Source organism: Hylemonella sp. P2_B10 (assembly GCF_056404875.1).
Genome location: NZ_JBFUDE010000001.1, coordinates 23929 through 48159, shown reverse-complemented (window position 1 = coordinate 48159; position 24231 = coordinate 23929). Strand labels below are relative to the sequence as shown.

At 65.6% G+C, this 24231-nt stretch carries 19 protein-coding genes and 1 tRNA gene; 12 read left to right on the top strand and 8 right to left on the bottom strand.

The features are described 5' to 3' along the window. Positions 1-9: 9 nt before the first annotated feature. Entirely contained in the window at positions 10-1308 is a 1299-nt protein-coding gene (locus AC1DX2_RS00195; protein WP_477194265.1) for an ANTAR domain-containing protein, read from the bottom strand. Positions 1309-1638: 330 nt separating this feature from the next. Between AC1DX2_RS00195 and nirB the strand changes: the two genes are divergently transcribed. From nirB to AC1DX2_RS00165, 6 genes are all read left to right on the top strand, one after another. Continuing rightward, the gene (nirB, locus tag AC1DX2_RS00190; RefSeq protein ID WP_477194264.1) at positions 1639-4128 is read left to right on the top strand and encodes a nitrite reductase large subunit NirB; all 2490 of its coding nucleotides are present in this window, start codon (positions 1639-1641) and stop codon (positions 4126-4128) included. Next, on the top strand, positions 4125-4508 hold the full coding sequence (gene nirD, locus AC1DX2_RS00185; RefSeq protein ID WP_477194263.1) for a nitrite reductase small subunit NirD: 384 nt from the start codon (positions 4125-4127) through the stop codon (positions 4506-4508). The genes nirB and nirD overlap by 4 nt, the downstream gene beginning before the upstream one ends. 2 nt (positions 4509-4510) lie before the next feature. After that, positions 4511-7405: a nitrate reductase gene (locus tag AC1DX2_RS00180; RefSeq protein WP_477194262.1), complete on the top strand. Its 2895-nt coding sequence runs from the start codon at positions 4511-4513 to the stop codon at positions 7403-7405. Positions 7406-7617: 212 nt separating this feature from the next. Continuing rightward, complete coding sequence (locus tag AC1DX2_RS00175) at positions 7618-8202, top strand: GNAT family N-acetyltransferase (protein WP_477194261.1); 585 nt, start codon at positions 7618-7620, stop codon at positions 8200-8202. Positions 8203-8207: 5 nt separating this feature from the next. Next, positions 8208-8681, top strand: a complete 474-nt coding sequence (locus AC1DX2_RS00170) for a GNAT family N-acetyltransferase (RefSeq protein ID WP_477194260.1) — start codon at positions 8208-8210, stop codon at positions 8679-8681. Positions 8682-9872: 1191 nt separating this feature from the next. After that, complete coding sequence (locus tag AC1DX2_RS00165) at positions 9873-10412, top strand: hypothetical protein (RefSeq protein WP_477194259.1); 540 nt, start codon at positions 9873-9875, stop codon at positions 10410-10412. Between the two features lie 55 nt (positions 10413-10467). Here AC1DX2_RS00165 and rpiA read toward each other — a convergent pair whose 3' ends face one another. Further along, entirely contained in the window at positions 10468-11151 is a 684-nt protein-coding gene (rpiA, locus tag AC1DX2_RS00160) for a ribose-5-phosphate isomerase RpiA (RefSeq protein ID WP_477194258.1), read from the bottom strand. Positions 11152-11218: 67 nt separating this feature from the next. Here rpiA and AC1DX2_RS00155 point away from each other — a divergent pair, with 67 nt between their 5' ends. Then, on the top strand, positions 11219-12289 hold the full coding sequence (locus AC1DX2_RS00155; RefSeq protein WP_477194257.1) for a quinone-dependent dihydroorotate dehydrogenase: 1071 nt from the start codon (positions 11219-11221) through the stop codon (positions 12287-12289). A 10-nt stretch (positions 12290-12299) separates the two neighbouring features. Here the strand turns inward: AC1DX2_RS00155 and AC1DX2_RS00150 are convergent, their stop codons facing one another. Beyond that, a complete protein-coding gene (locus tag AC1DX2_RS00150; RefSeq protein WP_477194256.1) occupies positions 12300-13154 on the bottom strand; it encodes a LysR family transcriptional regulator in 855 nt (284 codons plus the stop codon). 89 nt (positions 13155-13243) lie between these two features. Here AC1DX2_RS00150 and AC1DX2_RS00145 point away from each other — a divergent pair, with 89 nt between their 5' ends. Next, positions 13244-13624: a tautomerase family protein gene (locus tag AC1DX2_RS00145; protein ID WP_477194255.1), complete on the top strand. Its 381-nt coding sequence runs from the start codon at positions 13244-13246 to the stop codon at positions 13622-13624. A 113-nt stretch (positions 13625-13737) separates the two neighbouring features. Next, positions 13738-14193 carry a hypothetical protein gene (locus AC1DX2_RS00140; protein ID WP_477194254.1) on the top strand — a complete coding sequence of 152 codons (456 nt, stop codon included), beginning with the start codon at positions 13738-13740 and terminating at the stop codon, positions 14191-14193. Between the two features lie 20 nt (positions 14194-14213). Here AC1DX2_RS00140 and AC1DX2_RS00135 read toward each other — a convergent pair whose 3' ends face one another. After that, entirely contained in the window at positions 14214-15323 is a 1110-nt protein-coding gene (locus tag AC1DX2_RS00135) for an NAD(P)/FAD-dependent oxidoreductase (protein ID WP_477194253.1), read from the bottom strand. A gap of 34 nt (positions 15324-15357) precedes the next feature. Continuing rightward, entirely contained in the window at positions 15358-16977 is a 1620-nt protein-coding gene (locus tag AC1DX2_RS00130; RefSeq protein ID WP_477194252.1) for a methyl-accepting chemotaxis protein, read from the bottom strand. Positions 16978-17095: 118 nt separating this feature from the next. Here AC1DX2_RS00130 and AC1DX2_RS00125 point away from each other — a divergent pair, with 118 nt between their 5' ends. Further along, entirely contained in the window at positions 17096-17965 is an 870-nt protein-coding gene (locus tag AC1DX2_RS00125; protein ID WP_477194251.1) for a Rossmann-like and DUF2520 domain-containing protein, read from the top strand. Then, positions 17962-18627, top strand: a complete 666-nt coding sequence (locus AC1DX2_RS00120) for an FABP family protein (RefSeq protein ID WP_477194250.1) — start codon at positions 17962-17964, stop codon at positions 18625-18627. The genes AC1DX2_RS00125 and AC1DX2_RS00120 overlap by 4 nt, the downstream gene beginning before the upstream one ends. Before the next feature lie 38 nt (positions 18628-18665). On the opposite strand, the gene AC1DX2_RS00115 is transcribed toward AC1DX2_RS00120, so the two are convergent. Further along, positions 18666-19268 (bottom strand): thioredoxin fold domain-containing protein, encoded by a 603-nt coding sequence (locus AC1DX2_RS00115; RefSeq protein WP_477194249.1) that lies wholly within the window; start codon positions 19266-19268, stop codon positions 18666-18668. A 124-nt stretch (positions 19269-19392) separates the two neighbouring features. Here AC1DX2_RS00115 and AC1DX2_RS00110 point away from each other — a divergent pair, with 124 nt between their 5' ends. Continuing rightward, positions 19393-21606: a S9 family peptidase gene (locus AC1DX2_RS00110; RefSeq protein WP_477194248.1), complete on the top strand. Its 2214-nt coding sequence runs from the start codon at positions 19393-19395 to the stop codon at positions 21604-21606. A 29-nt stretch (positions 21607-21635) separates the two neighbouring features. Here the strand turns inward: AC1DX2_RS00110 and AC1DX2_RS00105 are convergent, their stop codons facing one another. Together AC1DX2_RS00105 and AC1DX2_RS00100 are read right to left on the bottom strand one after the other, a co-directional pair. After that, on the bottom strand, positions 21636-23888 hold the full coding sequence (locus tag AC1DX2_RS00105; RefSeq protein WP_477194247.1) for a diguanylate cyclase domain-containing protein: 2253 nt from the start codon (positions 23886-23888) through the stop codon (positions 21636-21638). Positions 23889-24081: 193 nt separating this feature from the next. After that, positions 24082-24156 (bottom strand) — tRNA-Val (locus AC1DX2_RS00100). Positions 24157-24231: the final 75 nt, after the last annotated feature.

Here is a 24231-nt window from a genome sequence, read left to right as displayed (position 1 = left end):
GGAGGCTCCCTAACCCACCAGCATGTCCAGGCTGTGCTCGTATTCGGCAGCCAGCTTGTCAAACAGGCCCAGCAGATCTTCGCTGCCCTGGGCCAGCTGGCCCAGCGCCTGGGCGCGCTGCTGGGCGTCCAGCGGCTTTTGCAGCGCCTTGGCAGCGACCACCAGCGTCAGCCAGGTCACGCCGGCCTGCCGCAGCGTGTCGTGGATGGCGGCGGTGCTGAGCGGCACGCCGTTCAGGTAGGTCAGCCCGTCTTCAAACTCGGTTTGCGCGGCCAGCAGCGCAGCGTCGGTGGCGGTCGAGGCCGCCCCCGCCGGCACCAGCGTCAGCAGCAGCTGCTTGGCGTAGCGCTGCGACAGCATGCGCTGGCGCCCCGCCAGGTTCAGCAGGCGCAGCGGCGTGGCCTGGCCAGAGGCCTCCAGGTGGGCGGTGAGGCGCTCTGCGCCGGCCAGCAGGGCCTCGGCATGGTCGTCTACCGACTGGGTGCCCCCCTGTGCTCCACCTGGCGTGCCGCCCTGCGCCAAGGCGGCCTTCAGCAGCGCCCAGCTCTGCTCCACCTGGTCCAGCAGGTCGCCAAAGGTGGGGATGGACACGGTCTTGCGCAGCAGCGCAAAGTTGCCGTCCACCCAGGCCACGGATTCGGCCAGCAGCACGGCATGGCGGCTGGCCCCGGGGTCGGCCGCCTGCAGCAGGTGCAGCTTGACCAGCCGCTGCGACAGCATGCGCAGCTGGCCCGAGCGGTTGACGGCCTCGGCAAAGCGCGCCGACTGGATGACTTGCTGCGACAACTGCCCCAGCCGCAGGTTGGAGCGCATGGCGGTGCTGCGCAGCACGCGAAAGGCCTCGTCGTCCGAGATCTGCTGCGCCCGCATCAGGATGCCCTTGGCCCGGTCCACCACCTTGCGCTCTTCAAAGCGCGTGGCCATGTCTTCATAGGCCTTGCGCTGCTGCTGCGCCTGGCGAAAGCGTGCCTGCGCAAGCTGGATCAGCGGGCGCAGGCGGGCGGCGGAATAGCCGTCCACCACGTACACGTGCACGCCGCTGGCGGTGGCCTTGTCGATGTTGCCGGCGTCCATGTCCTGGGTGAACAGCATCACCGGGCAAGGCAGCGCCTGCTCCAGCAGGTGGATGGCCTCAAACAGGCCGGCGGTGGGGAACGGCTCGTTGCAGATCACCACATCGGGTGCATGTTGGAGCACGGCCTGCACCAATTTGCTCACCTCCTGCACCGTGGCCAGCACCGCAATGCCGGCCGCCTGCAGGTCGGCGGCCAGCGTGGGTGCCGCCAACTGGCGGTGGGCGAAGAGCAAGGCAGATGTCATAAATGATGGATTTCACTGGGGAAACAGCCTGAGCTTGCAATTAGCCTGCCACGCGGCCTGCCCAATGGAGACGCTATTTTGCTGCACCCGCAGCACATGGCACAGATTTTGCGAAACAGCAGGCAGACGCAACGGCGCGTTCAAACGAAATAGATACCGCCCAGTTTCTGTGCACAACGACGTCGCACAGTATGGGCGCTCCAAAGACTGCACGCTTGAGCAGGTCTTTGCCGAGATGCGGTTCCCACCGCTACCCAGTACCCCTGTCTGCAACGCTGCGGCGTTGCGAAGACGCTTCGTTTGAGTGGAGTGATCGCTATGAGCAAACCCAAACTCGTCATGGTTGGCAACGGCATGGCCGGCGTGCGCACGCTGGAAGAGCTGCTGAAGATCGCCCCGGACATGTACGACATCACCGTGTTCGGCGCCGAGCCGCACCCCAACTACAACCGCATCCTGCTCAGCCCGGTGCTCGCTGGCGAGCAGACGCTGGACGAGATCGTGCTCAACACGTTTGACTGGTACACGGAAAACGGCATCACCCTGCACGTGGGCAAGAAGGTCGTCTCGGGCGACCGCGCCCGCCGCGTGGTGCGCGCGGTGGATGCCGACGGCAATGTCACCGAGGCCCCCTACGACCGGCTGCTGCTGTGCACCGGCTCCAACCCCTTCATCCTGCCGCTGCCGGGCAAGGACCTGCAAGGTGTGATCGCCTACCGCGACATTGCCGACACCAACACCATGATAGAAGCCGCCAAGGTGTACAAGCACGCGGTGGTGATCGGCGGCGGCCTGCTGGGCCTGGAGGCCGCCAACGGCCTGATGCGCCGGGGCATGACGGTGACGGTGGTGCACGTGATGCCCACGCTGATGGAACGCCAGCTCGACAGCGTGGCCGGCGACATGCTGCGCAAGTCGCTGGAAGAGCGTGGCCTGACCTTCATGATGGGGGCGCAGACCGAGGCGTTGCTGGGCACTGAGGACGACGGCAAGGCCGGCCGCGTGAAGGCGGTGCGCTTCAAGGACGGCACCGAGGTGCCGGCCGACCTGGTGGTGATGGCGGTGGGCATACGCCCCAACACCGAGCTGGCCGAGAGCATGCGCCTGCACGTGAACCGCGGCATTGTGGTGAACGACACGCTGCAGACCGTGACCGACGCGCGCATCTACAGCGTGGGCGAATGCGCCGCCCACCGGGGCGTGGCCTATGGCCTGGTGGCGCCGCTGTTTGAGCAAGCCAAGGTGGCGGCCAACCACCTGGCGCTGATGGGCATAGGCCGATACCAGGGCTCGCTGACCTCCACCAAGCTGAAGGTGACGGGCATCGACCTGTTCAGCGCGGGCGACTTCACCGGCGGCGCCAACACCGAAGAGATCGTGATGAGTGACCCCTTTGGCGGCGTCTACAAGAAGCTGGTGATCAAGGACGACAAGCTGGTGGGCGCCTGCATGTATGGCGACACGGTGGACGGCAGCTGGTACTTCAAGCTGCTGCGCGACGGCCGCTCGATTGCCGACATCCGCGACAAGCTGATGTTTGGCGAAAGCAACATCGGCGACACCGGCCACGAGGGCCACAGCAAGGCCGCCAGCATGCCCGACGACGCCGAGGTGTGCGGCTGCAACGGCGTGAAGAAGGGCGCCATCTGCAAGGCCATCAAGGACAAGGGCCTGTTCACGCTGGACGAGGTGCGCAAGCACACCAAGGCCAGCGCATCCTGCGGCTCGTGCACCGGGCTGGTGGAACAGATCCTGATGTTCACCGCCGGTGGCGACTATTCCGCCACGCCCAAGACCAAGGCCATGTGCGGCTGCACCGAGCACGGCCACCAGGCGGTGCGCGAGGCCATCCGCAAGCCGCTGCCCGATGGGCGCAAGCTGCTGACCATTGCCGACGTGTTCCACCACCTGGACTGGCACACGCCCAACGGTTGCGCCAGCTGCCGCCCGGCCATCAACTACTACCTGATCAGCACCTGGCCCAAGGAGGCCCGGGACGACCCGCAAAGCCGCTTCATCAACGAGCGCAGCCACGCCAACATCCAGAAGGACGGCACCTACAGTGTGATCCCGCGCATGTGGGGCGGCGAGACCACGGCCGATGAGCTGCGCCGCATTGCCGACGCGGTGGACAAGTACAAGATCCCCACCGTCAAGGTCACCGGCGGCCAGCGCATCGACCTGCTGGGCGTGAAGAAGGAAGACCTGCAGGCGGTGTGGAAAGACATTGGCATGCCCAGTGGCCACGCCTATGCCAAGGCGCTGCGCACGGTGAAGACCTGCGTGGGCAGCGAGTGGTGCCGCATGGGCACGCAAGACAGCACGCAGATGGGCAAGGACCTGGAGCGCGCCATGTGGCGCATGTATGCGCCGCACAAGGTGAAGTTTGCGGTCAGCGGCTGCCCGCGCAACTGCGCCGAGGCCGGCATCAAGGACGTGGGCATCATCGGCGTCGATTCGGGCTGGGAGATGTACGTGGCCGGCAACGGCGGCATCAAGACCGAGGTGGCGCACTTCTTCACCAAGCTGAAGACCGCCGCCGAGGTGCTGGAATACACCGGTGCGTTTTGCGAGCTGTACCGCCAGGAAGGCTGGTACCTGGAGCGCACCGTGCACTACGTCAACCGCGTCGGCCTGGACTACGTCAAAAAGCGCATCCTGGACGACCACGAAGGCCGCAAGGCGCTGTGGGAGCGGCTGCAGTTTGCGCTGGACGGCGAGCCCGACCCGTGGTTTGAGCTGAAGGACGCGCAGGTGGACACGCGCCAGTTCACGGCCCTGACCGCCACCGAAGGAGCGACAGCATGAGTGAATGGACGCTGATTTGCGACTTGGCCGACATCCCCGTGCTGGGCGCGCGCCGCGTGACGCGTGAGCATGGGCTGGACGTGGCGGTGTTCCGCAACGGCCAGGACCAGGTGTTTGCGCTGCTGGACCGCTGCCCGCACAAGGGCGGGCCGCTGAGCCAGGGCATTGTGTTTGGCACCAGCGTGGCCTGCCCGCTGCACAACTGGACCATTGGCTTGTGCGACGGCCAGGCCAGCGCGCCGGATGAGGGCTGCACGCCCAAATTCAGCGTCAAGCTGGAGGACGGCGCGGTGTACCTGAAGGCCAGCGAGCTGGAAGCCCATGCCACCGACCTGGTGCGCCCCATCGCCGGCCCGGCGCGGCGCACAGCGCTGGTCTGACGATGAACGAGACGCGCTCCACCTGCCCCTACTGCGGCGTGGGCTGCGGCGTCATCATCGAGAGCGAGGGCGCGCAGATCACCGGCGTGCGCGGCGACCCGGACCACCCGGCCAATTTCGGCCGCCTGTGCTCCAAGGGCAGCACGCTGCATTTGACGGCCACCCAGCCGGTGACGCTGCAGACGCGGCTGCTGCAGCCCATGCAGCGGCTGGCGCGCGGTGCGCCACCGCAGCCGATGGGTTGGGATGCCGCGCTGGACCAAGCCACCCAAACGTTCGAGCGCATCATCCGCGAGCATGGCCCGGACGCGGTGGGCTTCTATGTGTCGGGCCAGCTGCTGACCGAGGACTACTACGTCTTCAACAAGCTGGCCAAGGGCCTGATAGGCACCAACAACATCGACACCAATTCGCGCCTGTGCATGAGCAGCGCGGTGGCCGGCTACAAGAAGACGCTGGGCGCGGACGCGCCGCCGGCCTGCTATGACGACGTGAACCACGCCAGCACGCTGTTCATCGTCGGCTCCAACACGGCGTTTGCGCACCCGGTGCTGTTTCGCCGCATCGAAGATGCCAAAAAGGCCAACCCCTACCTGAAGATCGTGGTGGTGGACCCGCGCCGCACCGACACCGCCGACGTGGCCGACCTGCACCTGGCCATCCAGCCCGGCACCGACGTGATGCTGTTCCACGGCATGCTGCACCTGATGCTGTGGGAGGGCTGGACGGACGCCGCCTACATGGCCGCGCACACCACCGGCTTTGACGAGCTGAAGGCCACGGTGCGCGACTTCACGCCCGACGCCGTGGCGCAGACCTGCGGCATCACCAAGGACGCGCTGATGCAGGCCACGCGGCTGTTTGCCGGCTTTGGCGGCAACGTGGCCGGCGTGCGCCTGCCCACGCTGAGCCTGTATTGCCAGGGCCTGAACCAGTCCAGCAGCGGCACGGCGAAGAATGCCGCGCTGGTGAACCTGCACCTGGCCACCGGGCAGATCGGCAAGCCCGGTGCCGGCCCGTTTTCGCTGACCGGCCAGCCCAACGCCATGGGCGGACGCGAGGTGGGCGGCCTGGCCAACCTGCTGAGCGCCCACCGCGACCTGGCCAACCCCGCGCACCGCGCCGAGGTGGCCGCGCTGTGGGGCGTGGCCGATGTGCCCTCCAAACCCGGCAAAACGGCGGTGGAGATGTTCCAGGCGGCCGCGGACGGCGAGATCAAGGCGCTGTGGATAGCCTGCACCAACCCCGCGCAAAGCATGCCCGACCAGGCGACAGTGCGCCGGGCGCTGCAGCGCGCCGAGTTTGTGGTGGTGCAAGAGGCCTTTGCCACCACCGCCACCTGCGCCTATGCCGACCTGCTGCTGCCGGCCACCACCTGGGGCGAGAAGGAAGGCACGGTGACCAACAGCGAACGGCGCATCAGCCGCGTGCGCGCGGCGGTGCCGGCAGCCGGCGAAGCCCGGCACGACTGGCAGATCGTTGTGGACTTTGCGCGGCGGTTGGAGGCGCAACTCAGCACCGTTCGGGCTGAGCCTGTCGAAGCCCTTCGACAAGCTCAGGGCGAACGGACACTGTTCCCCTACCCCACCCCCGAATCGGTCTGGAACGAGCACCGTGAATCCACCCGCGGACGCGACCTGGACATCACCGGCCTGAGCTACGCCGCACTGGAACACACCCCGCTGCAATGGCCCTGCCCCGACACGCTGCGGCCTGTCGGCGAAGCTCAACCCCAGGGCAAGGCACGCCTGTACGAAGATGGCGTCTTTCCCACCGCCGATGGCAAGGCCCGCTTCGCCAACGTGGCTTACAAACCGGTGGCCGAGCCGCGCGAGGCGCGCTACCCCTTCTCGCTGAACACCGGCCGCCTGCGCGACCAGTGGCATGGCATGAGCCGCACCGGCACGCTGGGCCGCCTGTTCGGCCACGTGCCCGAGCCGGCACTGCAAATGCACCCGCAGGACATGGTGCGCCGCCTGCTGAAGGAAGGCGACCTGGTGCACGTGACCAGCCGGCGCGGCTCCATCCTGGTGCCGGTGCAGGCCAGCGCCGAACAGGGCCTGAGCCAGGTGTTCCTGGCCATGCACTGGGGTGAAGAATTCGTCAGCGGCGTCAGCGCCGCCGGCCAGCGGCTGACGGGCGTGAACGCGCTGACCACGCCCACCTATTGCCCCGACTCCAAACAACCCGAGTTCAAACACGCTGCCGTCAAGGTGCTGAAGGCCGAACTGCCGTGGACGCTGCTGGCCATGGCCTGGCTGCCGGAAGACCAGGTGCTGACCGCCCAAGGCCAGCTGAAGGCGCTGATGGGCGAGTTCCCCTTTGCCGCCTGCGTGCCGTTTGGCAACGCCACCGCGCCAGACAGCGCCACCGGCGCGCGCCACGGCGTGCTGCTGCGCGCCGCCAGCCATGAGGCCGCCAGCGACGAGCTGCTGCAACGCATCGAAGAAATTTTGCACCTGCACGGCGCGGACCTGGTGCGCTACGCCGACCGCAAACGCGGCCAGCGCCGCGCCATGCGCCTGCTGCGCAGCGGGCAAGACGCCACGCTGCAGGGCTTTTTGCTGGCCGGCGACATCAGCGCGCAAAAGTGGGTCAGCGACCTGCTGGTCAGCGGCCAACCGGCGCAACGCTACGGCCGCGCCCTGCTGGTGCCCGGCAGCAAACCGCCGGTGGAAATGGCGCCCACCGGGAAGGTGGTCTGCACCTGCTTCAACGTCAGCGACCAGGCCATCAACACCTACCTGGAAACCTGCACCGGCAGCGACAAGCAGCGGCTGGCCTCCTTGCAGGACACGCTGCGCTGCGGCACCAACTGCGGGTCTTGCGTGCCGCAGTTGCAGCGGATGGTTCGGCAGGGGGAAGCGGCGAAGCCGGCGTTGGCGCTGGCGGGCTGATTCGCCCACCTGAGTCGCCTGTTTTTTAGGCATTTGCTCATACCCCCAGGGATGAGCAATGAGCAAGTTGTCCAATTTCTCAGGGGCGGCCGCACAAATTCCAGAGGTGATTGACGCATCGGCACTGGCGATCAGCAACTTGAACGTTGCCCCAATGAACTAACGACCCTACAGCCGCCTGCCTTTTCCAATTCCGGGTAAAAATCTTGTGCATGACCCTGGTTGTGCGCCCGCTCACTGCAGCGCGTTGGGGCGATCTGGAAACGATCTTCAACGCCAAAGGCTGCGCCGTTGCGCGCGGCTGCTGGTGCATGTACTACCGTGTCAGTGGCAAGGGTTACCTGACGCGGCCAAGTGACCGGCAACGCACCAGCAGCAAGGATGCGCTGAAGGCCCTCGCCGCCAAACAGCCGCCTCCCGGCTTGATCGGCTACCAAGGCAAGACGCCCGTCGGCTGGGTGTCCCTGGGCCCGAGGGAAGATTTCGCGAAGCTGGCCAAGTCACCGGTGATGAAACCGGTGGATGAGCAACCGGTATGGTCCATCATCTGCTTCGTGGTGCCTTCCGAGTACCGGCAACAGGGCGTAGCGCGCGAGTTGCTGGCCGGCGCCATCGCGTACGCCAGGAAAAAAGGCGTCAGGCTGCTGGAGGGCTACCCCGTCGACAAGGACAATCCGTCCGCAGCTGACGCATCCTGGTTTGGCTCCAACAGGATGTTCAACGAAGCCGGCTTTGAGGAAGTGGCGCGTCGCAGGCCCGATCGGCCCGTGGTGAGACTGCAGGTGGTGAAAGGCTGAGCCGCATGACCCCGAATCTGCACGTGAGCATGGCGCTGGCCAGCGATGCGACCGACATCGCGGCCATGTCGCGCCGATTGATCGAGCATGGCCTGCCCTGGACCTGGCAGCCTGAGCGCGTGGCCCGCGCCATCACCGCACGGCACACGAATGTTGCCGTCGTGCGAGAGGGTGAGGAACTGGTTGGCTTCGGCATCATGGAATACCTGGACGACGATGCCCATCTGGTTTTGTTTGCCGTGCACCCTGACCGGCAGCGGCAAGGCATTGGCAGCACCATCCTCCAATGGCTGGAGGCCTCAGCCCAGGTGGCAGGCGCGCAGCGCATCCGGCTTGAATCACGTCGCGACAACGTCGCCGCGCGGAGTTTTTACAACGAGCACGGGTACCACGAAGTCGCCATCAGGCCGCAGATGTACAGTGGCGTCTTGGATGGCATTCGCCTGGAGAAGTGGCTGCGGGCAAGTGATGCTGCCTGACCCATCTGTGAGGCGGGCCAACATTGGTCATGAAGTAAACGTACGTGGAAAAATCTGACATCCACTGCCCAAAATGCACATGGCGGCCTCAGCCTGAGGACCGTTGGGAGTGCGTTCCCTCATGCGGCACCGTCTGGAACACCTTCTGGACGCGAGGCGTCTGCCCTGGCTGTGGCGTCAAGTGGCCCAGCACGCAGTGTTTGTCGTGCCAACGCTTCTCACCGCATGAGGCGTGGTACCACTACCGGGTGCCGGGTGAGTCTGCTGAAAAGCGTGAGGCTACGCCACAAAGACAAGAGGCTTAGGAGACAAACCTGCAGTAGTTGAACTTGCTCATCCCTGACCCAGGCCCATGATCAAGTGCTCGAAATTTAAGCACCTCCTAAATTTGCTCATTGCTCATCCCTGAGGACATGAGCAAGTTGCCGCCGCCAACGCCCCAGGGATTCCGCCGTGCGTGCTGTCGCCGCATAGGCTGCATGCGGCTACCGCGTGTGCCGTTCCGGCAGCGTGGACAACGACACCGAGTTGCAACTGAAGTTGTCGTGCCAGGGCGAGGTGCGGAACACCCAGCCCTCCAGCCCGGTCCAAGATCGCGATTGAGTGGATACGACCCCAATTGAGTTCGATTTATTGACCGCTATAGTAGGGCCGGATAGCCAGCTTTGCCATTGATTTAAGCATCCAAAACAGTCAAATGCCTGCACCGGAAACCCGAGACTATTTCGCCGAACTCTACGTAGCCGGACTATTCGGAGATGCGGGTTGGTCCGTATATTTTCCTAAAAGAGATGTCGGTTTTGACTTCATCGCCACAAAGGCGGTGAATGCCAATGTCTTAATTCGCCCAGTGCAAGTTAAAGGTCTATACCCAACAGCAACAAAGACAGACAAAGCTGCATATGGGTTCCGGGGAGAATTGACTGCAGTGCACGAATTGATGGTACTTGTGCTGCCATTCTTTCACGCAAGTATTCCGCATTCACCGGAACATGTTGCATTCATGCCGCTAGATCAATGCAAAACTCCTAGTTCTGGGGGCATTAGGTGCGTTCCTTCCTCGTTCAGTAAAGGGCACGCTATTCCACGTCGAGATTCCATTAAATATTTCGGGAATGCAGGTCTACTATTGATTGAATCACTCAAATGGGGACTTGGGGCCTAACCTGTCACTCAAATCGGATCAGTTGAATGCCGACTATCTCTAAGATCGAAGCCGCTCGAAGGCAGTTGAACGCCGCAATTCGCCTATTCTTTTCTGGAGATGACCCAATCATCGTTCATAGTCTGGCCTCAACTGCAGCAAACCTTTACTCGGATTTGGTCGAACGGACAACCAACAATGAATCGTGGCGGAGCCGATATGGGAATGACAACGAGCGCGCCCAACGGGAGGTCAAAAGCATCTTAAATCACGCATGGAACTTTTTTAAGCATGCTGACCGCGACGCAACTGGCGAACTAGATTTCGACGAAGAGCAAACAGAACTTATGCTTTTTCATGCAATCCTCGAATGTGGAGAGCTAGAGACGACGTCAGACGAAGCGCAACTCTTTCAAGTTTGGTATCTACGCACCGGCCGGTTTAAGCTAGAGCTAACTGGAGAAATTGAATACGCAGCTACCTTGTTGTTCCCCGACTTACCCACGCTGGACAGATCGGCACAGATTTCTAAAGGGCTAGCAAGGCTTTTGGAGATTCAACACCCGACTGGTAAAGCAAATATCTGATAGTCAATGCTTGGCCGAATGACTAAGGAATTTTCTCCAGCTTTTTATTCTCTCATCAAAAACTCAAAGTCTTCACCCCACCCGCCGTCCCCAACAAACACACCTGCGCCTTCTGGTGCGCAAACACGCCCACCGTCACCACGCCCGGCCATTGGCTGACCTGGGTCTCAAACGCCAGCGGGTCGGTGATCTGCAGGCCGGTCACGTCCAGGATGTGCTGGCCGTTGTCGGTGACCAGTGGCTGACCGTCCTTCAGCCGCACCTTCGCCTGGCCGCCCATGGCGGCAAACTGCCGCGTGACCCGTTGCGTGGCCATGGGGATCACTTCCACCGGCAGCGGGAATTGGCCCAGCACGTCCACCAGTTTCGACTCATCCGCAATGCAGACAAACTGGCGTGATTGGGCGGCAACGATCTTCTCGCGCGTCAGCGCGGCGCCGCCGCCCTTGACCATGTGGCCCCGGTGGTCGATTTCGTCGGCACCGTCGATGTAGACGGACAGTTCGCCCACCTCATTGGCGTCGAACACCGGGATACCCAGCGCCTTGAGCCTGGCGGTGCTGGCCTCGGAACTGGACACGGCGCCTTTGATCTGCCCGCGCATCGCGGCAAGCGCGTCAATGAACTTGTTGACCGTGGAGCCGGTGCCCACGCCCACGATTTCGCCGGGCACCACATAGGCCAGCGCGGCCTGCCCTACCTGGGTTTTCAATTCGTCTTGGGTCAGCATGGGAGCCATCTGGGGGTGAGGGGTTGTATCTGGGAAAATCGGGGCCTCAGCCCCGAAAACCAACTCGAATTATCCAATGTCCCTCGTCCCCTACGCGCTGGCCCGTCCCTTTTTGTTTGGCATGGACCCGGAGGCCGCCCATGAACTGACCATGCAGATGCTGGCGCGCGCCCAGCGCACGCCGCTGGAGTGGGCCTATTGCAATGGCCGGGTGGACGACCCGATAGAGCTGGCCGGCCTGACCTTCCCCAACCGCGTGGGCCTGGCCGCCGGGCTGGACAAGAACGCCCGCTGCATCGACGGCCTGGGCGCCATGGGCTTTGGCTTTGTGGAGGTGGGCACGGTCACACCCTTGGGCCAGCCGGGCAACCCCAAACCGCGCATGTTCCGCCTGCCGCAGGCCAACGCGCTGATCAACCGCCTGGGCTTCAACAACGACGGGCTGGCCGCCTTCATTGCCAACGTGCAGCGCTCGGCGCTGCGCCAGGACAAGGCAACGCCCGCGTCAGCTTCGCTGTTGCTGGGCCTGAACATCGGCAAGAACGCCGCCACGCCGATCGAGAAGGCCACGGACGACTACCTGACCTGCCTGGACGGCGTCTACCCGCACGCCGACTATGTGACCGTCAACATCTCCAGCCCCAACACCAAGAACCTGCGCGCGCTGCAAAGCGACGAGGCATTGGACCAGTTGCTGGGCGCCGTGGCGGCCCGGCGCAACACACTGCGCAAGCAGCACGGCGGCAAGCAGGTGCCCATCTTCGTCAAGATCGCGCCGGACCTGGACGAGGCGCAGGTGGACGTGATCGCCGCCACCTTGAAACGCCACGGCATGGACGGTGTGGTGGCTACCAACACCACGCTGAGCCGCACCGCAGTGACCGGCCTGCAGCATGCCGAGGAAGCCGGCGGCCTTTCGGGGGCGCCGGTGCTGGCGATGAGCAACAAGGTCATCACCCAGCTGCGCGCGGCGCTGGGCAAGGGTTTTCCCATCATCGGCGTGGGCGGCATCATGAGCGCCAAGGACGCGGTGAGCAAGATCGCGGCCGGCGCCGATGTGGTGCAGATCTACACCGGGCTGATCTACCAGGGGCCGGAGCTGGTGCGGGAATCCGCGCTGGCCATCCAGCAATTGCGCAAAGCCTAGCAGACGGTCTTCAGCGCACCACGCTCTTGAAGGCCGCCGACAGCGCGGCCAGCGCATCGCGTGGCCGGCCGTCCTTCACCCGGGTGTGCATCAGCACCGGCAGGCGCGGCAGGGGTGGCAGCCCCAGCTTGGGGCCCACATCCACCGCGCCAAAGGGCAGCATGCGCGGCGCCAACGCCGCCACACCCAGGCCGGCCACGACGGCCGCGACGACAGCCGCCACACCGCCGCCGACAAAGGTCTCCCGCCAGGGCATGCTGACGGACGCCAGTGCCTGCGCAGCCATCGCCCGCACGCCACAGGGTTCGGCCAGCGTGGCCATAGGCAGCGGCTCGCCGGCGCGGTGCTGCCAGCCGGCGGCCGCGAACCAGCCAAATTTTTCCTCCACCAGCAGCTTGCCGTCGCTGCGTCCGGCGTGGGTGCGGGCCAGCACCGCGTCCAGCTCGCGGCGATCGAAACTTTGCAGCAAAGGCCCGGATGAGCCTATGCGCACCTCGATCAGCAATTGCGGGTCTTGCGCGTTCATGCGCGCGATCAGCGCCGGCAACTCCGGCCCGGCCACGTGGTCGCTGATGCCAATAGTCAGCCGCTGGCGGCTGGCGCCCAGCACGGCCAGTGCGCGGTCGTGCGCAGCCAGCAGCTCGCGCGCATGGTCCAGGAAGGCCGCGCCCTGGGCCGACAGCTCCACATAGCGCGGCGTGCGCTCGATCAGCCGGCAACCCAGCCGCTCTTCCAGGCGCTTGAGCTTCAGGCTGACAGCGGCCTGCGTGGTCTGCATGGCCTCGGCCGCGCGGGTGAAGCTGCCCAGCTCGGCAATGCGGACAAAGGCCTCGATGGCATCCAGATCAAGCGGGCGATCAATCATATTGATTGAATATCATTGATATAAGTATGAATATCATAATGAAATAGATAACATCCAGCCAGCACACCCTACCTGGAGAGGTCCACACCATGCCCTTCGTTCAAATCTCCCTGCGCGCCGGCAAGCCGGAACCCTACAAGCAAGCCCTGTTCGACGGCATCTACCGCGCCATGCGCGAAACCTTCAACGTGCCGGAGGACGACGAGTTCATGACCATCACCGAGCATGATGCGGCCAGCTTCCGCTACAGCCCCACCTACTTCAAAGTGGCCCGCAGCGACGACCTGGTGGTCATCCAGATCACCTGCAACAACACCCGCAACCTGGAGCAGAAGAAGGCGCTGTACCAGCGCATCACCGCGCTGCTGGGTGACAAGCCCGGCGTGCGGCCCGAAGACGTGTTCATCAACCTGGTGGAGGTGGTGAAAGAGAACTGGTCGTTCGGCCACGGGTTGGCGCAGTACGCGTGAGCGCCCCAAAACCCGGGTGAAATTCAGCGCGGCTGTTCAACAACTTGGGGGATGGGCAGACCGCAGGTTTTCTCGCACAATGTGCCGCACCACATTCGCAAGCCCATCCGACCATGAGCACGCCATTGTCACGCGCACTGAGTTTCCAGAGCGAGAAGTTCGACTACACCAGCACCCTGCCGGAGGAGTACAACGCCGGCAACCAGTTCTACGGCAAGGACGTGGCACAGTTCCTCACCGAGGGCCTGAAGGCCGCCGGCACGGCGGCCGACTTCCTGGACGAAGACTGGGGTTGGCTGGTGCAGGGCAAGCTGTCTGAGACATCACCGTTCCATGTGGCGATCTACAACCTGTCTGACCATCGGGAAGGTGGCCGACCCGGCGCCAACCAGTGGGGTGTCTGGATCCGGGCTTATGAACGGAAGAAGATGCTGGGCCTGATTCCCAGGTCAACAGAAGTTGCCGTTCCGGAGTCACTTGTCGAAGCTGTCCGCAAAGTCTTTGCCGCCGATGGCATCACCTTGTCTGCATGGGATGAGGATGCCCCGGAGTCTTCCGAAGACTCCTGACCAGCGGCATGCGCCGGGCGTCACGGCGTGCCCAGAGCCTGGACCACCTGCTCGGCAATCGCCAGCGAACTGGTCAACCCAGGCGACTCGATGCCAAACAGGTTGACCAGCCCCGGCACGCCGTGGTCTGCCGGCCCTTGCACCACAAAGTCCGCCGCCGGCTCGCCCGGGCCAGATATCTTGGGCCGCATGCCGGCATAGGCCGGTACCAGCGCGCCGTCGGGCAACGCAGGCCAGTAGCGGCGGATTTCGGCATAGAAGCTGTCGCCGCGCGCCGGGTCCACCACCAGGTCATCGGGCGAATCCACCCACTGCACATCCGGGCCAAAGCGGGCCTGGCCGCCCAGGTCCAGCGTCAGGTGCACGCCCAGGCCGCCGTGTTCGGGGACCGGGTAGACCAGCCGTGAGAACGGCGCCCGCGCGCCGCTGAGCTGAAAGTAGTTACCCTTGGCGTAGTGGGCCGTGGGCACGTGGCGTGCGTCCAGCCCCTGCAGCGCCTTGGCCAGCGGGATGGCGCCCAGGCCAGCGGCGTTGACCAGCGTGCGGGTGTGCAACTCGGTGCCGTCCATCATGCGCAGCGTGATGCCGTCTGCACCCACCTGCCCGGCCGCAATGGCGCTGTTGAAGGCCACCAGGCCGCCGGCATGTTCCAGGTCGCCTTGCAGCGCCAGCATCAGCCCATGGCTGTCGATGATGCCGGTGCTGGGCGACAGCAACGCCGCCTCGCAAGCCAGCGCGGGCTCCAGGGCTTGTGCTTCGTCGCGGCTGAGCAGCCGCAGGTCGTCCACGCCATTGACCAGCCCTTTGTTCAGGATGCCCTGCAGCGCGTCCACCTGCTGCGCCGTGGTGGCCACGATCAGCTTGCCGCAGCGCTGGTGCCCCACCCCGCGCTCTGCGCAATAGGCATACAGCAGCGCGCGGCCACGCACGCACAGCCGCGCCTTCAGCGAGCCGGCGGGGTAATACATGCCGGCGTGGATGACCTCGCTGCTGCGCGAGCTGACACCGCTGCCGATGATGTGCGCGGCCTCGATCACCAGCACCTCGCGCCCGGCCAGCGCCAGCGCGCGTGCCACCGCCAGGCCCACCACACCGGCGCCGGCCACCACGCAGTCAACGGAATCTGTCATGCGGCCATTGTGCCGGGGCTTCGCCCAGCCCAGCTCAGCTCAGGCGCAGCAGGTCGGGCTCGCGGTCCAGGCTGGGCGGCGCGTTGAACGCCACGCCCGGCGCAGCCCGCCCAGCCCCGTCGCTGAGCCGGAAGGCCGACACCACCTGCGCCAGCCGCTGGGCCTGCTCGCGCAGGCTGGCGGCGGCAGCGGCGCTCTGCTCCACCAGCGCGGCGTTTTGCTGCGTCATCTGGTCCAGCTCGGTGACGGCGACGTTGACCTGGCCGATGCCGGCACTTTGCTCGGACGCCGCAGCAGAAATCTCACCAATGATGTCCGACACCCTTTGCACCGAGGACACGATCTCCGCCATGGTCTTGCCGGCGTCGGCCACCAGGCGCGAGCCAGAATCCACCTTGGCCACCGAGTCACCGATCAAACTCTTGATCTCCTTGGCCGCCTCGGCGCTGCGCTGGGCCAGGCTGCGCACTTCGCTGGCCACCACGGCAAAGCCGCGGCCTTGCTCGCCGGCGCGGGCCGCTTCCACCGCGGCGTTCAGCGCCAGGATATTGGTCTGGAAGGCAATGCCGTCGATGACGCCGATGATGTCGTTGATCTTGCGCGAGCTGTGGTTGATCTGGTCCATGGTGCTCACCACCTCGGACACCACCTGCCCGCCGCGCGCAGCCACCTCGGCGGCGCTGGATGCCAGCTGGTTGGCCTGGCGCGCCGAATCGGCCGACTGGCGCACGGTGGCGGTCAGCTGCTCGGTGCTGGACGCGGCGCGCTGCAGGTTGCTGGCAGTCTGCTCGGTGCGCGCGCTCAGGTCCTGGTTGCCGGTGGCGATCTCGGCGCTGGCCACGCGGATCGACTCTGAAGACTCCAGCACCGTGGCGATCGACTGGTTCAGTTGGCCGGTCATGCTGCCCAACGCGCGCATCAGGTCGCCCACCTCGTCGGCGCGGTCGCTGCGCGCGCTGGCGGAGAGGTCCCCTTTGGCCACCGCCTGGGCCAGCCGGGCGGCGCGCGCCAGCTCGTCGACGATGCGCTTTTGCATCAGCCACGACAGCCACACCGCCACGCCGGCCGAGGCCAGCCCCACCAGCACGAGCACGATGTTGGTGTTGCGCGCACTGGTCTGCGCGGCCTTCACCATCGCATCCGAATTGGCCTCGATGCGCGCCACGGCGGCGCCCATGGTGCCCATCAGGCCGACAAAGGTCTCTTCCGCCGCCTGCATGGAGGCGGTGCCGGAAAACGGGTCGCCGGCGGCAATCTCCACCGAACTGTCGGTCTGGCCCTTGTACTTGTCGATCTGCTGGTTCAGCTTGGCCACGGTGGCTTTCAGCTCAGCGTCGGACACCGACGAATCCGTCACTGCGCCGGCCACGCGCTTAACGCCCTCCAGCTGTTTGGCCAGGTCGGCACGAAAGCCCTTGACCTTGGCCTCGTCCAGCGAGCCGATGATGGACACGGTGCGGTACACACCGGCGTGGATCTGCCCCATCTGCTGTTGCGCGCTGGCGATGGTCTTGAAGTCCTCGGAGCTGGTCTTGGCACTGGTCAGCGCCGTGTCAGAGGCGCGGCCCATCAAAAACACATTGAGCTGCCCCACCAGCATCACGACGACGGCCGTCAACAAAGGCGCCGCCAACAGTTTGGTTCCGAGTTTCATGTTCTCTCCCGTCTGAATCCGCGCAAATATGCTGCATTGCCGCATTAAACACAAGCCGCGTTTTGCCGGCTTGACAGCCCGCGCGGACTGCGCTGAGGCCCTGGGTTAGCATTTGTCCATGTCCAACGCCATTTCTTACACCGCCCCGCGACTCAGCGTCGTCGGCGCGGGCCGCGTGGGCAGTACGCTGGGCCGGCTGTGGCAGCGCCAGGGCAGCCTGCACCTGGGGCAAGTGCTGGCCCGCTCGTCGGCATCGGCGCAACATGCGGTGGGCTTCATGGGCGGCGGCCAGGCGGCGGCCACGCTCGCCGACCTGCAACCCGCTGATGTGTGGATGCTGTCCGTGCCCGATGCCGCCATAGCCACCATGGCCGCTGGTCTGGCGGACGTGGCACGGCAGGCGGGTTGGCCGCCAGCGCTGGCTTTTCACTGCAGCGGCGCGCTGGCCTCCACCGAACTGGCCCCTTTGGCCGAACTGGGCTGGCCGGTGGCCAGCGCCCACTGCATCCTCAGCTTTGCGTCGCCCGATACGGCGACTGCCCAGTTTGCCGGCACGCCCTGCGGGCTGGAAGGGGATGCACGGGCCGTGCAGTCGCTGACCCCCGCGTTCCAGGCCATAGGCGCCGAATGCTTCACCCTGTCGGCCGAGCACAAGCTGCTGTACCACGCGGCAGCCGTGTTCGCCACCAACTTCCTGCCGGTGCTGCAGGTCATCGCCGGTGACCTGTGGCGCCACAGCGGCATGCCCGAACCTGTGCTGGCGCGGCTGCAGACCGCGCTGCTGCACAAGGCCGTGGACAATATCACCACGTTGGGCCCCGCGGGCGCGCTGACCGGCCCGGCCGCACGCGGCGATCTGGCGCTGGTGCGCCGCCAGGCCGACGCCGTGGCGCACTGGGACGCCGCCGCCGGCCAGGCCTACGAAGGCTTGAGCCACTGGGCCACACGCATTGCCAACCCTCTCGCCAAAAAAGAAATCCCACCATGAGCGACTTCCCACAAGACATCTACACCGAGCCGAAGGCGGACGTGCACACGCTGGACAACCTGGGGCCGCTGCGAGCGCTGGCTGGCATATGGCGCGGCACGCGAGGGTTGGACGTGAAACCCAAGGCCGACGGCCCGCGTTCGCAGGCCTACGTGGAGCACTTCGAGGCGCAACCCATAGACCCGCAAACCAACGGCCCACAGCTGTACTACGGCCTGCGCTACCACATCCACATCACCAAGCCGGACCAGGTGAAGACCTACCACGACCAGGTGGGCTACTTCCTGTGGGAGCCGGCCACGCAAACGGTGATCCAGACGCTGGCCATACCGCGCGGCCAGATCGCCATGGCAATCGGCCAGGCAGCGCCGGATGCGAAGACCTTCGAGCTGGTGGCGCGGCGCGGCGAGACGGTGGCGGGCATCTGCTCCAACCCGTTCCTGGAGCACGCCTTCACCACCACCGAATACCGCATCACCGTGACGGTGAACGACGACGGCACCTGGGGCTATGACGAAGACACGGTGCTGCAGATACGCGGCCGGGACGAGCCCTTCCACCACACGGACCGCAACACGTTGTGCAAGATTGGTGAGCCCACGCCCAACCCGCTGGCGCAGGCGGCGCTAGAGGCGCTGGCGGCGCAAAAAGGGCCGGCCTAAGGGCCTAAGGACTTGAGCAGCCAGGCCAAAAACCGGGTTTACGGGGGCGAAATGCCCAGGAAGGCGGCCAGCCCGGCCGTGTCCATGGTGCCGTTGCGGGCGTCCAGCTGGCCGGTGCTGGCGTTCTTGGTCACCACGTAGGGCACCGACTCGACGCCGAACTCGTTGAGCAGCAGGGTGTTCTTGCGGATGGCCTCCAGCAACTCCTTGGGCGCATCGGCGGACGCCGAGATGCCGCCCTGGCGGTCCAGCAGCGACTTTTCGTGCTCGGTCATGGCCTGCACCGGGTTGGCGGCCGTCAGCAGCGCGGCGCCCTGGGGTGCGCTCTTGGGGCTGAGGAAGGCCACCGGAATCCAGACAAACTTGTACTTGCCCAGCAGCGGCTCCGCCGCCTGCCACAGGTGGCCGCAATGCGGGCACTGGGGGTCGAAGAACACATAGGCAGTGCGTGCGCTCATGACCGCACCCACAGTGAAGCCCTTGGCCTCGGCAGCCACGATGTCCAGCGACGGCGCACGCTTGCCTTGCGCGGGCGCGGCTGCAGTGGCGGCGGTGGTGGCCTCCTGCTTGGAGCAGGCCGACAGGCCCAGCACCAGCGCAACGGCCACGGAAATCAGGGACAGGGAAAACTTGTCGTTCATAAAACTGAAAGCTCTGTTTACGCGCTTCTTTACACGCCAATGGATGGTAGCGCATCGCCAGGACCCGTGCGGCACAGGGGTTTGCGCTATAGTGCCCCGCACCACAATCCGTCCCGTCCCGTCCATGCGTTTCCTGCTCCCCATCTTGCTCGCCGCCACCACCCTCCCCGCCCTTGCCGAACGCCTGACCATTGAGCGCATCAACGCAGACCCTGCCCTGTCGGGCACCACCGTGCGCGGCCTGAAAATGGCGCCGGATGGCCAACGCGTCACCTTCCTGCGCGGCCGGGATACCGACCGCTTCCAGACCGACCTGTGGGAATACAACCTGCACGACAAATTAGCCCGCCGCCTGGTGGACAGCGCCGCGCTGGCGCCGAAAGAGGAGCTGTCAGACGCCGAGCGCGCCCGGCGCGAACGCTCGCGCACAGCCGCCTACCGCGGCATCAACAGCTACAGCTGGTCGATGGACGGCAAACAGCTGCTGATCCCGCTGGGCAAGGCGCTGTACCTGGTGGACACCGCGCAGCCCGACAAGCCACGCCGCGTGGCCTCGGGCGACCTGCTGGACCCGAAAATCTCGCCCAAGGGCCGCTACGTGTCCTTCGTGCGCGGGCAGAACCTGTGCGTCATCGACCTGGCCACCGGCACCGAGCGCCAGCTGACGCGCGACGGCGGCGGCACCATCCACAACGCCGAGACCGAGTTTGTGGCCCAGGAGGAGATGCACCAGTCCAGCGGCTACTGGTGGGCACCGGACGATTCGGCCATCGCCTTCAAGCGCTTTGACGAGGCGCCAGTGGCCATGGTGCGGCGCTTCGAGATCCAGGCCAACCGCACCGACGTGGTGGAGCAACGCTACCCCGCCGCCGGCGCGGCCAACGTGCTGGTCGGTTTGTCCATTGTGTCGCCCACCGGCGGCGAGCCGCGTGCGGTGGACCTGGGCGCCGAGCGCGACATCTACCTGGTGCGCGCGGACTGGAGCGCTGACGCCAAGCACCTGATGTTCCAGCGCCAGACGCGCGACCAGAAGCGCCTGGACCTGGTGGATGTGGACCCGGCCACGCTGCGCCAGCAGGTGCTGATCACCGAAACCGCGAAGACCTGGGTCAACATCCTGAAGGCACCGCATTTCCTGAAGAGCCGCAGCGCCTTCATCTGGGAGTCCGAGCGCAGCGGACGCCACCACCTGTACCTGTATGACCTGACCGGCAAACTGCTGCACCCCATCACGCGCGGCGAATGGGGCGTGGACGGCCTGCTGGCGGTGGACGAGGCAGCGGGCAAGGTGTATGTGGATGCCAATCGCGACGCCGTCACCGACAAGCAGGTCTACGCGCTCGCGCTGGACGGCAGCAGCGCCGACAAGCCGCAGCGCATCACCCACGCCGACGGCTGGCACGAGGCCAGCTTCTCCGACAAGGGCGAGGCCTTTGTGGACACCTTTTCCGACAACGACACGCCACCGCAGGTCAGCATCCACAAGCCCGACGGCACGCGGCTGGCCTGGCTGGAGCGCAACGAGCTCAACGCCAGCCATCCCTACGCCAAATACCGCGATGCCCACAGGCCGACCGAGTTCGGCAGCATGAAGGCGGCCGACGGGCAGACGCTGTACTACTCCCTGATGAAGCCCCTGGGTTTTGATGCCAGCCGCAAGTACCCGGTGTTCATCTCCGTCTACGGCGGCCCGGGCGCGCAGGACGTGCAGCGGCGCTGGAAGCGCGCCTTCTTCGACCAGTACCTGGCGCAGCAGGGCTACATCGTGTTCCGGCTGGACAACCGTGGCACGGCCCGGCGTGAGCGCGCCTTCACCGACGTGATCTACCGCAACCTGGGCAAACACGAGGTGCAAGACCAGCTGACCGGCGTGGACTGGCTGGCCAAGCAGCCGTTTGTGGATGCCAAACGCATAGGCGTGTTCGGCTGGAGCTATGGCGGCTTCATGACGCTGCGGCTGCTGGCCGCCGGCTCCGACCGCATTGCCGCCGGCGCGGCCGGTGCGCCGGTGACGGACTGGGGCCTGTACGACACCCACTACACCGAGCGCTTCATCGACCGCCCGCAGGACAACGCCGAGGGCTACAAGCAAAGCGGCGTGTTCACTCACCTGGACGGCCTGCGCTCGCCGCTGCTGCTGATCCACGGCATGGCGGACGACAACGTGCTGTTCACCAATTCCACGCAGCTGATGGACGCGCTGCAGACGAGCGGCATTCCGTTCCAGCTAATGACCTACCCGGGTGCCAAGCACGGGCTGTCCAAGCCGTCCAACACCATGCACATGCAGCACCTGGTGGAAGAGTTCTTTAACCGCAACCTGGCGGCGCCGAAGTAGGTAGGCAGGCGCGCCAGCGGCGCGAGTGCCTACAGCGCATCCTCGTGCAGCTCGTAGCGCGCGCGGCCATTGGCCTTGGCGCGGTACAGCGCCTCGTCGGCGCGCTCCACCAGCGCCTGCGCAAAGCGCGCGCGGTCGGCCATCACGCTGGCCACGCCAACGCTGAAACTCAAGCACGGCCCCAGGGGAGAGGCAGCATGGGCGATACCCGCCTCCCGCACCGCATCCAGGCAGGCCTGGGCGACGGAGCGCGCATTGTCCAGGCCAGCATCAGGCAACAGGATGGCGAACTCCTCGCCGCCAAAGCGGCACACAATGTCGCCCGTGCGCTGGGCGCAGCCGGTCAGCAGCCTGGCCACCTGCTGCAGGCACTGGTCCCCGCCGGCGTGCCCATAGTGGTCGTTGAACAGCTTGAAGTGGTCGATGTCGATCAGCAGCAGCGCCAGCGGCCGGCCGGCACGGGCACAGCGCAGCCACTCGCTTTGCAGCGTCTGGTCGAACAGGCGCCGATTGGCAATGCCCGTCAAGCCGTCGGACAACGCCAGGTGCTCCAGTTTCTGGTTGGCAATCTCCAGGTCGATCTGTGCCTGCTTGCTGGTGTTGATGTTGCGCAGCGTGCCGGTCAGGCCCACGATCTGACCGCCGCGCACCACTGCCTCGCCCTGCGAGCGCACCCAGATCACCTCGCCCTTGGCGGTGGTCAGCTGCAAGTCCATGTCCCAGGGCGCGCCATGCGCCAGCGCGGCCTTGCGGGCCGCCGCCAGCCGCTCGCGTGACTCCGGCAAATAGGCGTCCATCACCAGGTACTGGTCCGGCGCCACCGAGGGGTCGAGCTGGCGTATGCGGTACATCTCGGGCGACCAGGTGCTGCGGCCACTGGCCAGGTCATAGTCCCAGCCGCCGGTGCCCGAAACCCGGCTCATGCGGGCCAACAGCTCGGCGTGGTGCTGCAGCATCTCCTCGGCTGTCTTGCGCTCGCTGACGTCCAGGTAGGTGCCCACGATGCGCAGCGGCGTGCCGGCGGCGTCACGTTGCGTCACCTTGCCGCGGCTGTGCAGCCACACCCAGTGGCCCTGGCGGTGGCGCACACGGTAGTCCAGCACCAGCGTCTCGGTCTCGCCGCGTTCGTGCGCGCGCCGCAACTCGCGCGTGCGCAGCCGGTCGTCGGGGTGCACCCGTTTGTACCAATCGCCGATGTTGTCCACCAGGTCGCCCGGGCCGTCGCCCACGATCTCGCGCGAGCGCTGGTTGATGGTGCGCAGCCCGGTGGCGACGTCAAGGTCCCACAGGCCCAGGTCGCCGCCTTCCAGCGCCATGTTCAGTCGCTGCGAGTACTCGCGCGATTCACGCTCGGCGGCCAGCGTTAACGCGATCAGGGCGCTTTGCTTGCGTTGCAGCAGGTAGGCCGCCAGCAGCACCACCACCACCAGCACGCCGTACATGGTGCCGTACAGGCGCGCCAGCTGGTGCCATGGCGCCAGCACGGCGGCCAGGGGCCGGCTGACGCCGGCGATCAGCGGTTTGTCCATGTGCAGGCTGGGGGGCTGGCTGTTGCGCAAGGCGGTCATGCGCTCCTCGCCAAACACGGTGGACACGCCCTCAAACAGGTTCAGGGGTGCCCCCGATGCCAGGTGGCGGCGCAGGAAGGCGCTGGCATCCGTCAGGTTCATGCCACGCACGCGGCTGCCCGCGGGCATGCCGGTGAACACCTTGCCGCTGCCATGGATCAGCGAGCTGCCGACGTCGGGCGCGTAGAGCACCGAGCGCAGCAGCACCTCGAAATACTCGGGCTCCAGCGTGGCCGTCACCACGCCGGCAAAGCGGCCGTCCACGCCCTTCCATGCCTTCACCAGGCTCAGCGAGAAGACGCCCTGCATGGTCTGGAACGGCTCGGACACATACAGCCGGCTGAAGTCGGCCTGTGTGCGCGCCAGCTGAAAGTAGGACCGCTGCTCGATATCCAGCCCAATCATCTCGACCCGGCTGGAAGCCAGCACGCGACCGTAGGCATCCGTCACCAGCATGGTGCGCACGCCAGGCATGGCATCGGCCAACGCACGCAGCCGTGGCGCCATCTGGGCCTCGCGACCGACGGCGGACAGCATGCTCATGTCCTCGCGCGCGCTGTCCAGCGCGGCATTGGCACCCAGCAGTTGCTGGCTGAGGTTTTCGTCAATGACCTGGGTCTGGCTGGACAGCACGGCGCGTTCGCGCGCCAGCGTCAGCTGGTATTCGCGGTGCACCAGGTAAGCCACCACCGCCCCCACCGCAACCAACAGCATCACCAACGCCAGCCATTGACTCCGGTGCTCACGCGGAATGAATTCGAATGACGGCGCTGATGGCGGTGGTTTCATGCTTGCACCGCATCATACTGACCCTGCCCTGCAGGGCTTATGTCGGGCGTCAACAGGGGCCGACAAAAACAAAGGCCTGCGCATCGGTGAAGATGCGCAGGCCTGTGCCGTGTGTGCGTGGTGGGCGGTACATGGATCGAACATGTGACCCCTGCAGTGTGAATGCAGTGCTCTACCGCTGAGCTAACCGCCCGGTTTTTCTGTGTTCAGTTGCCTGAACCAGGAAAGCCTTGGATTATGCCACAGATTTTGCGGCCTGCCTACGGGC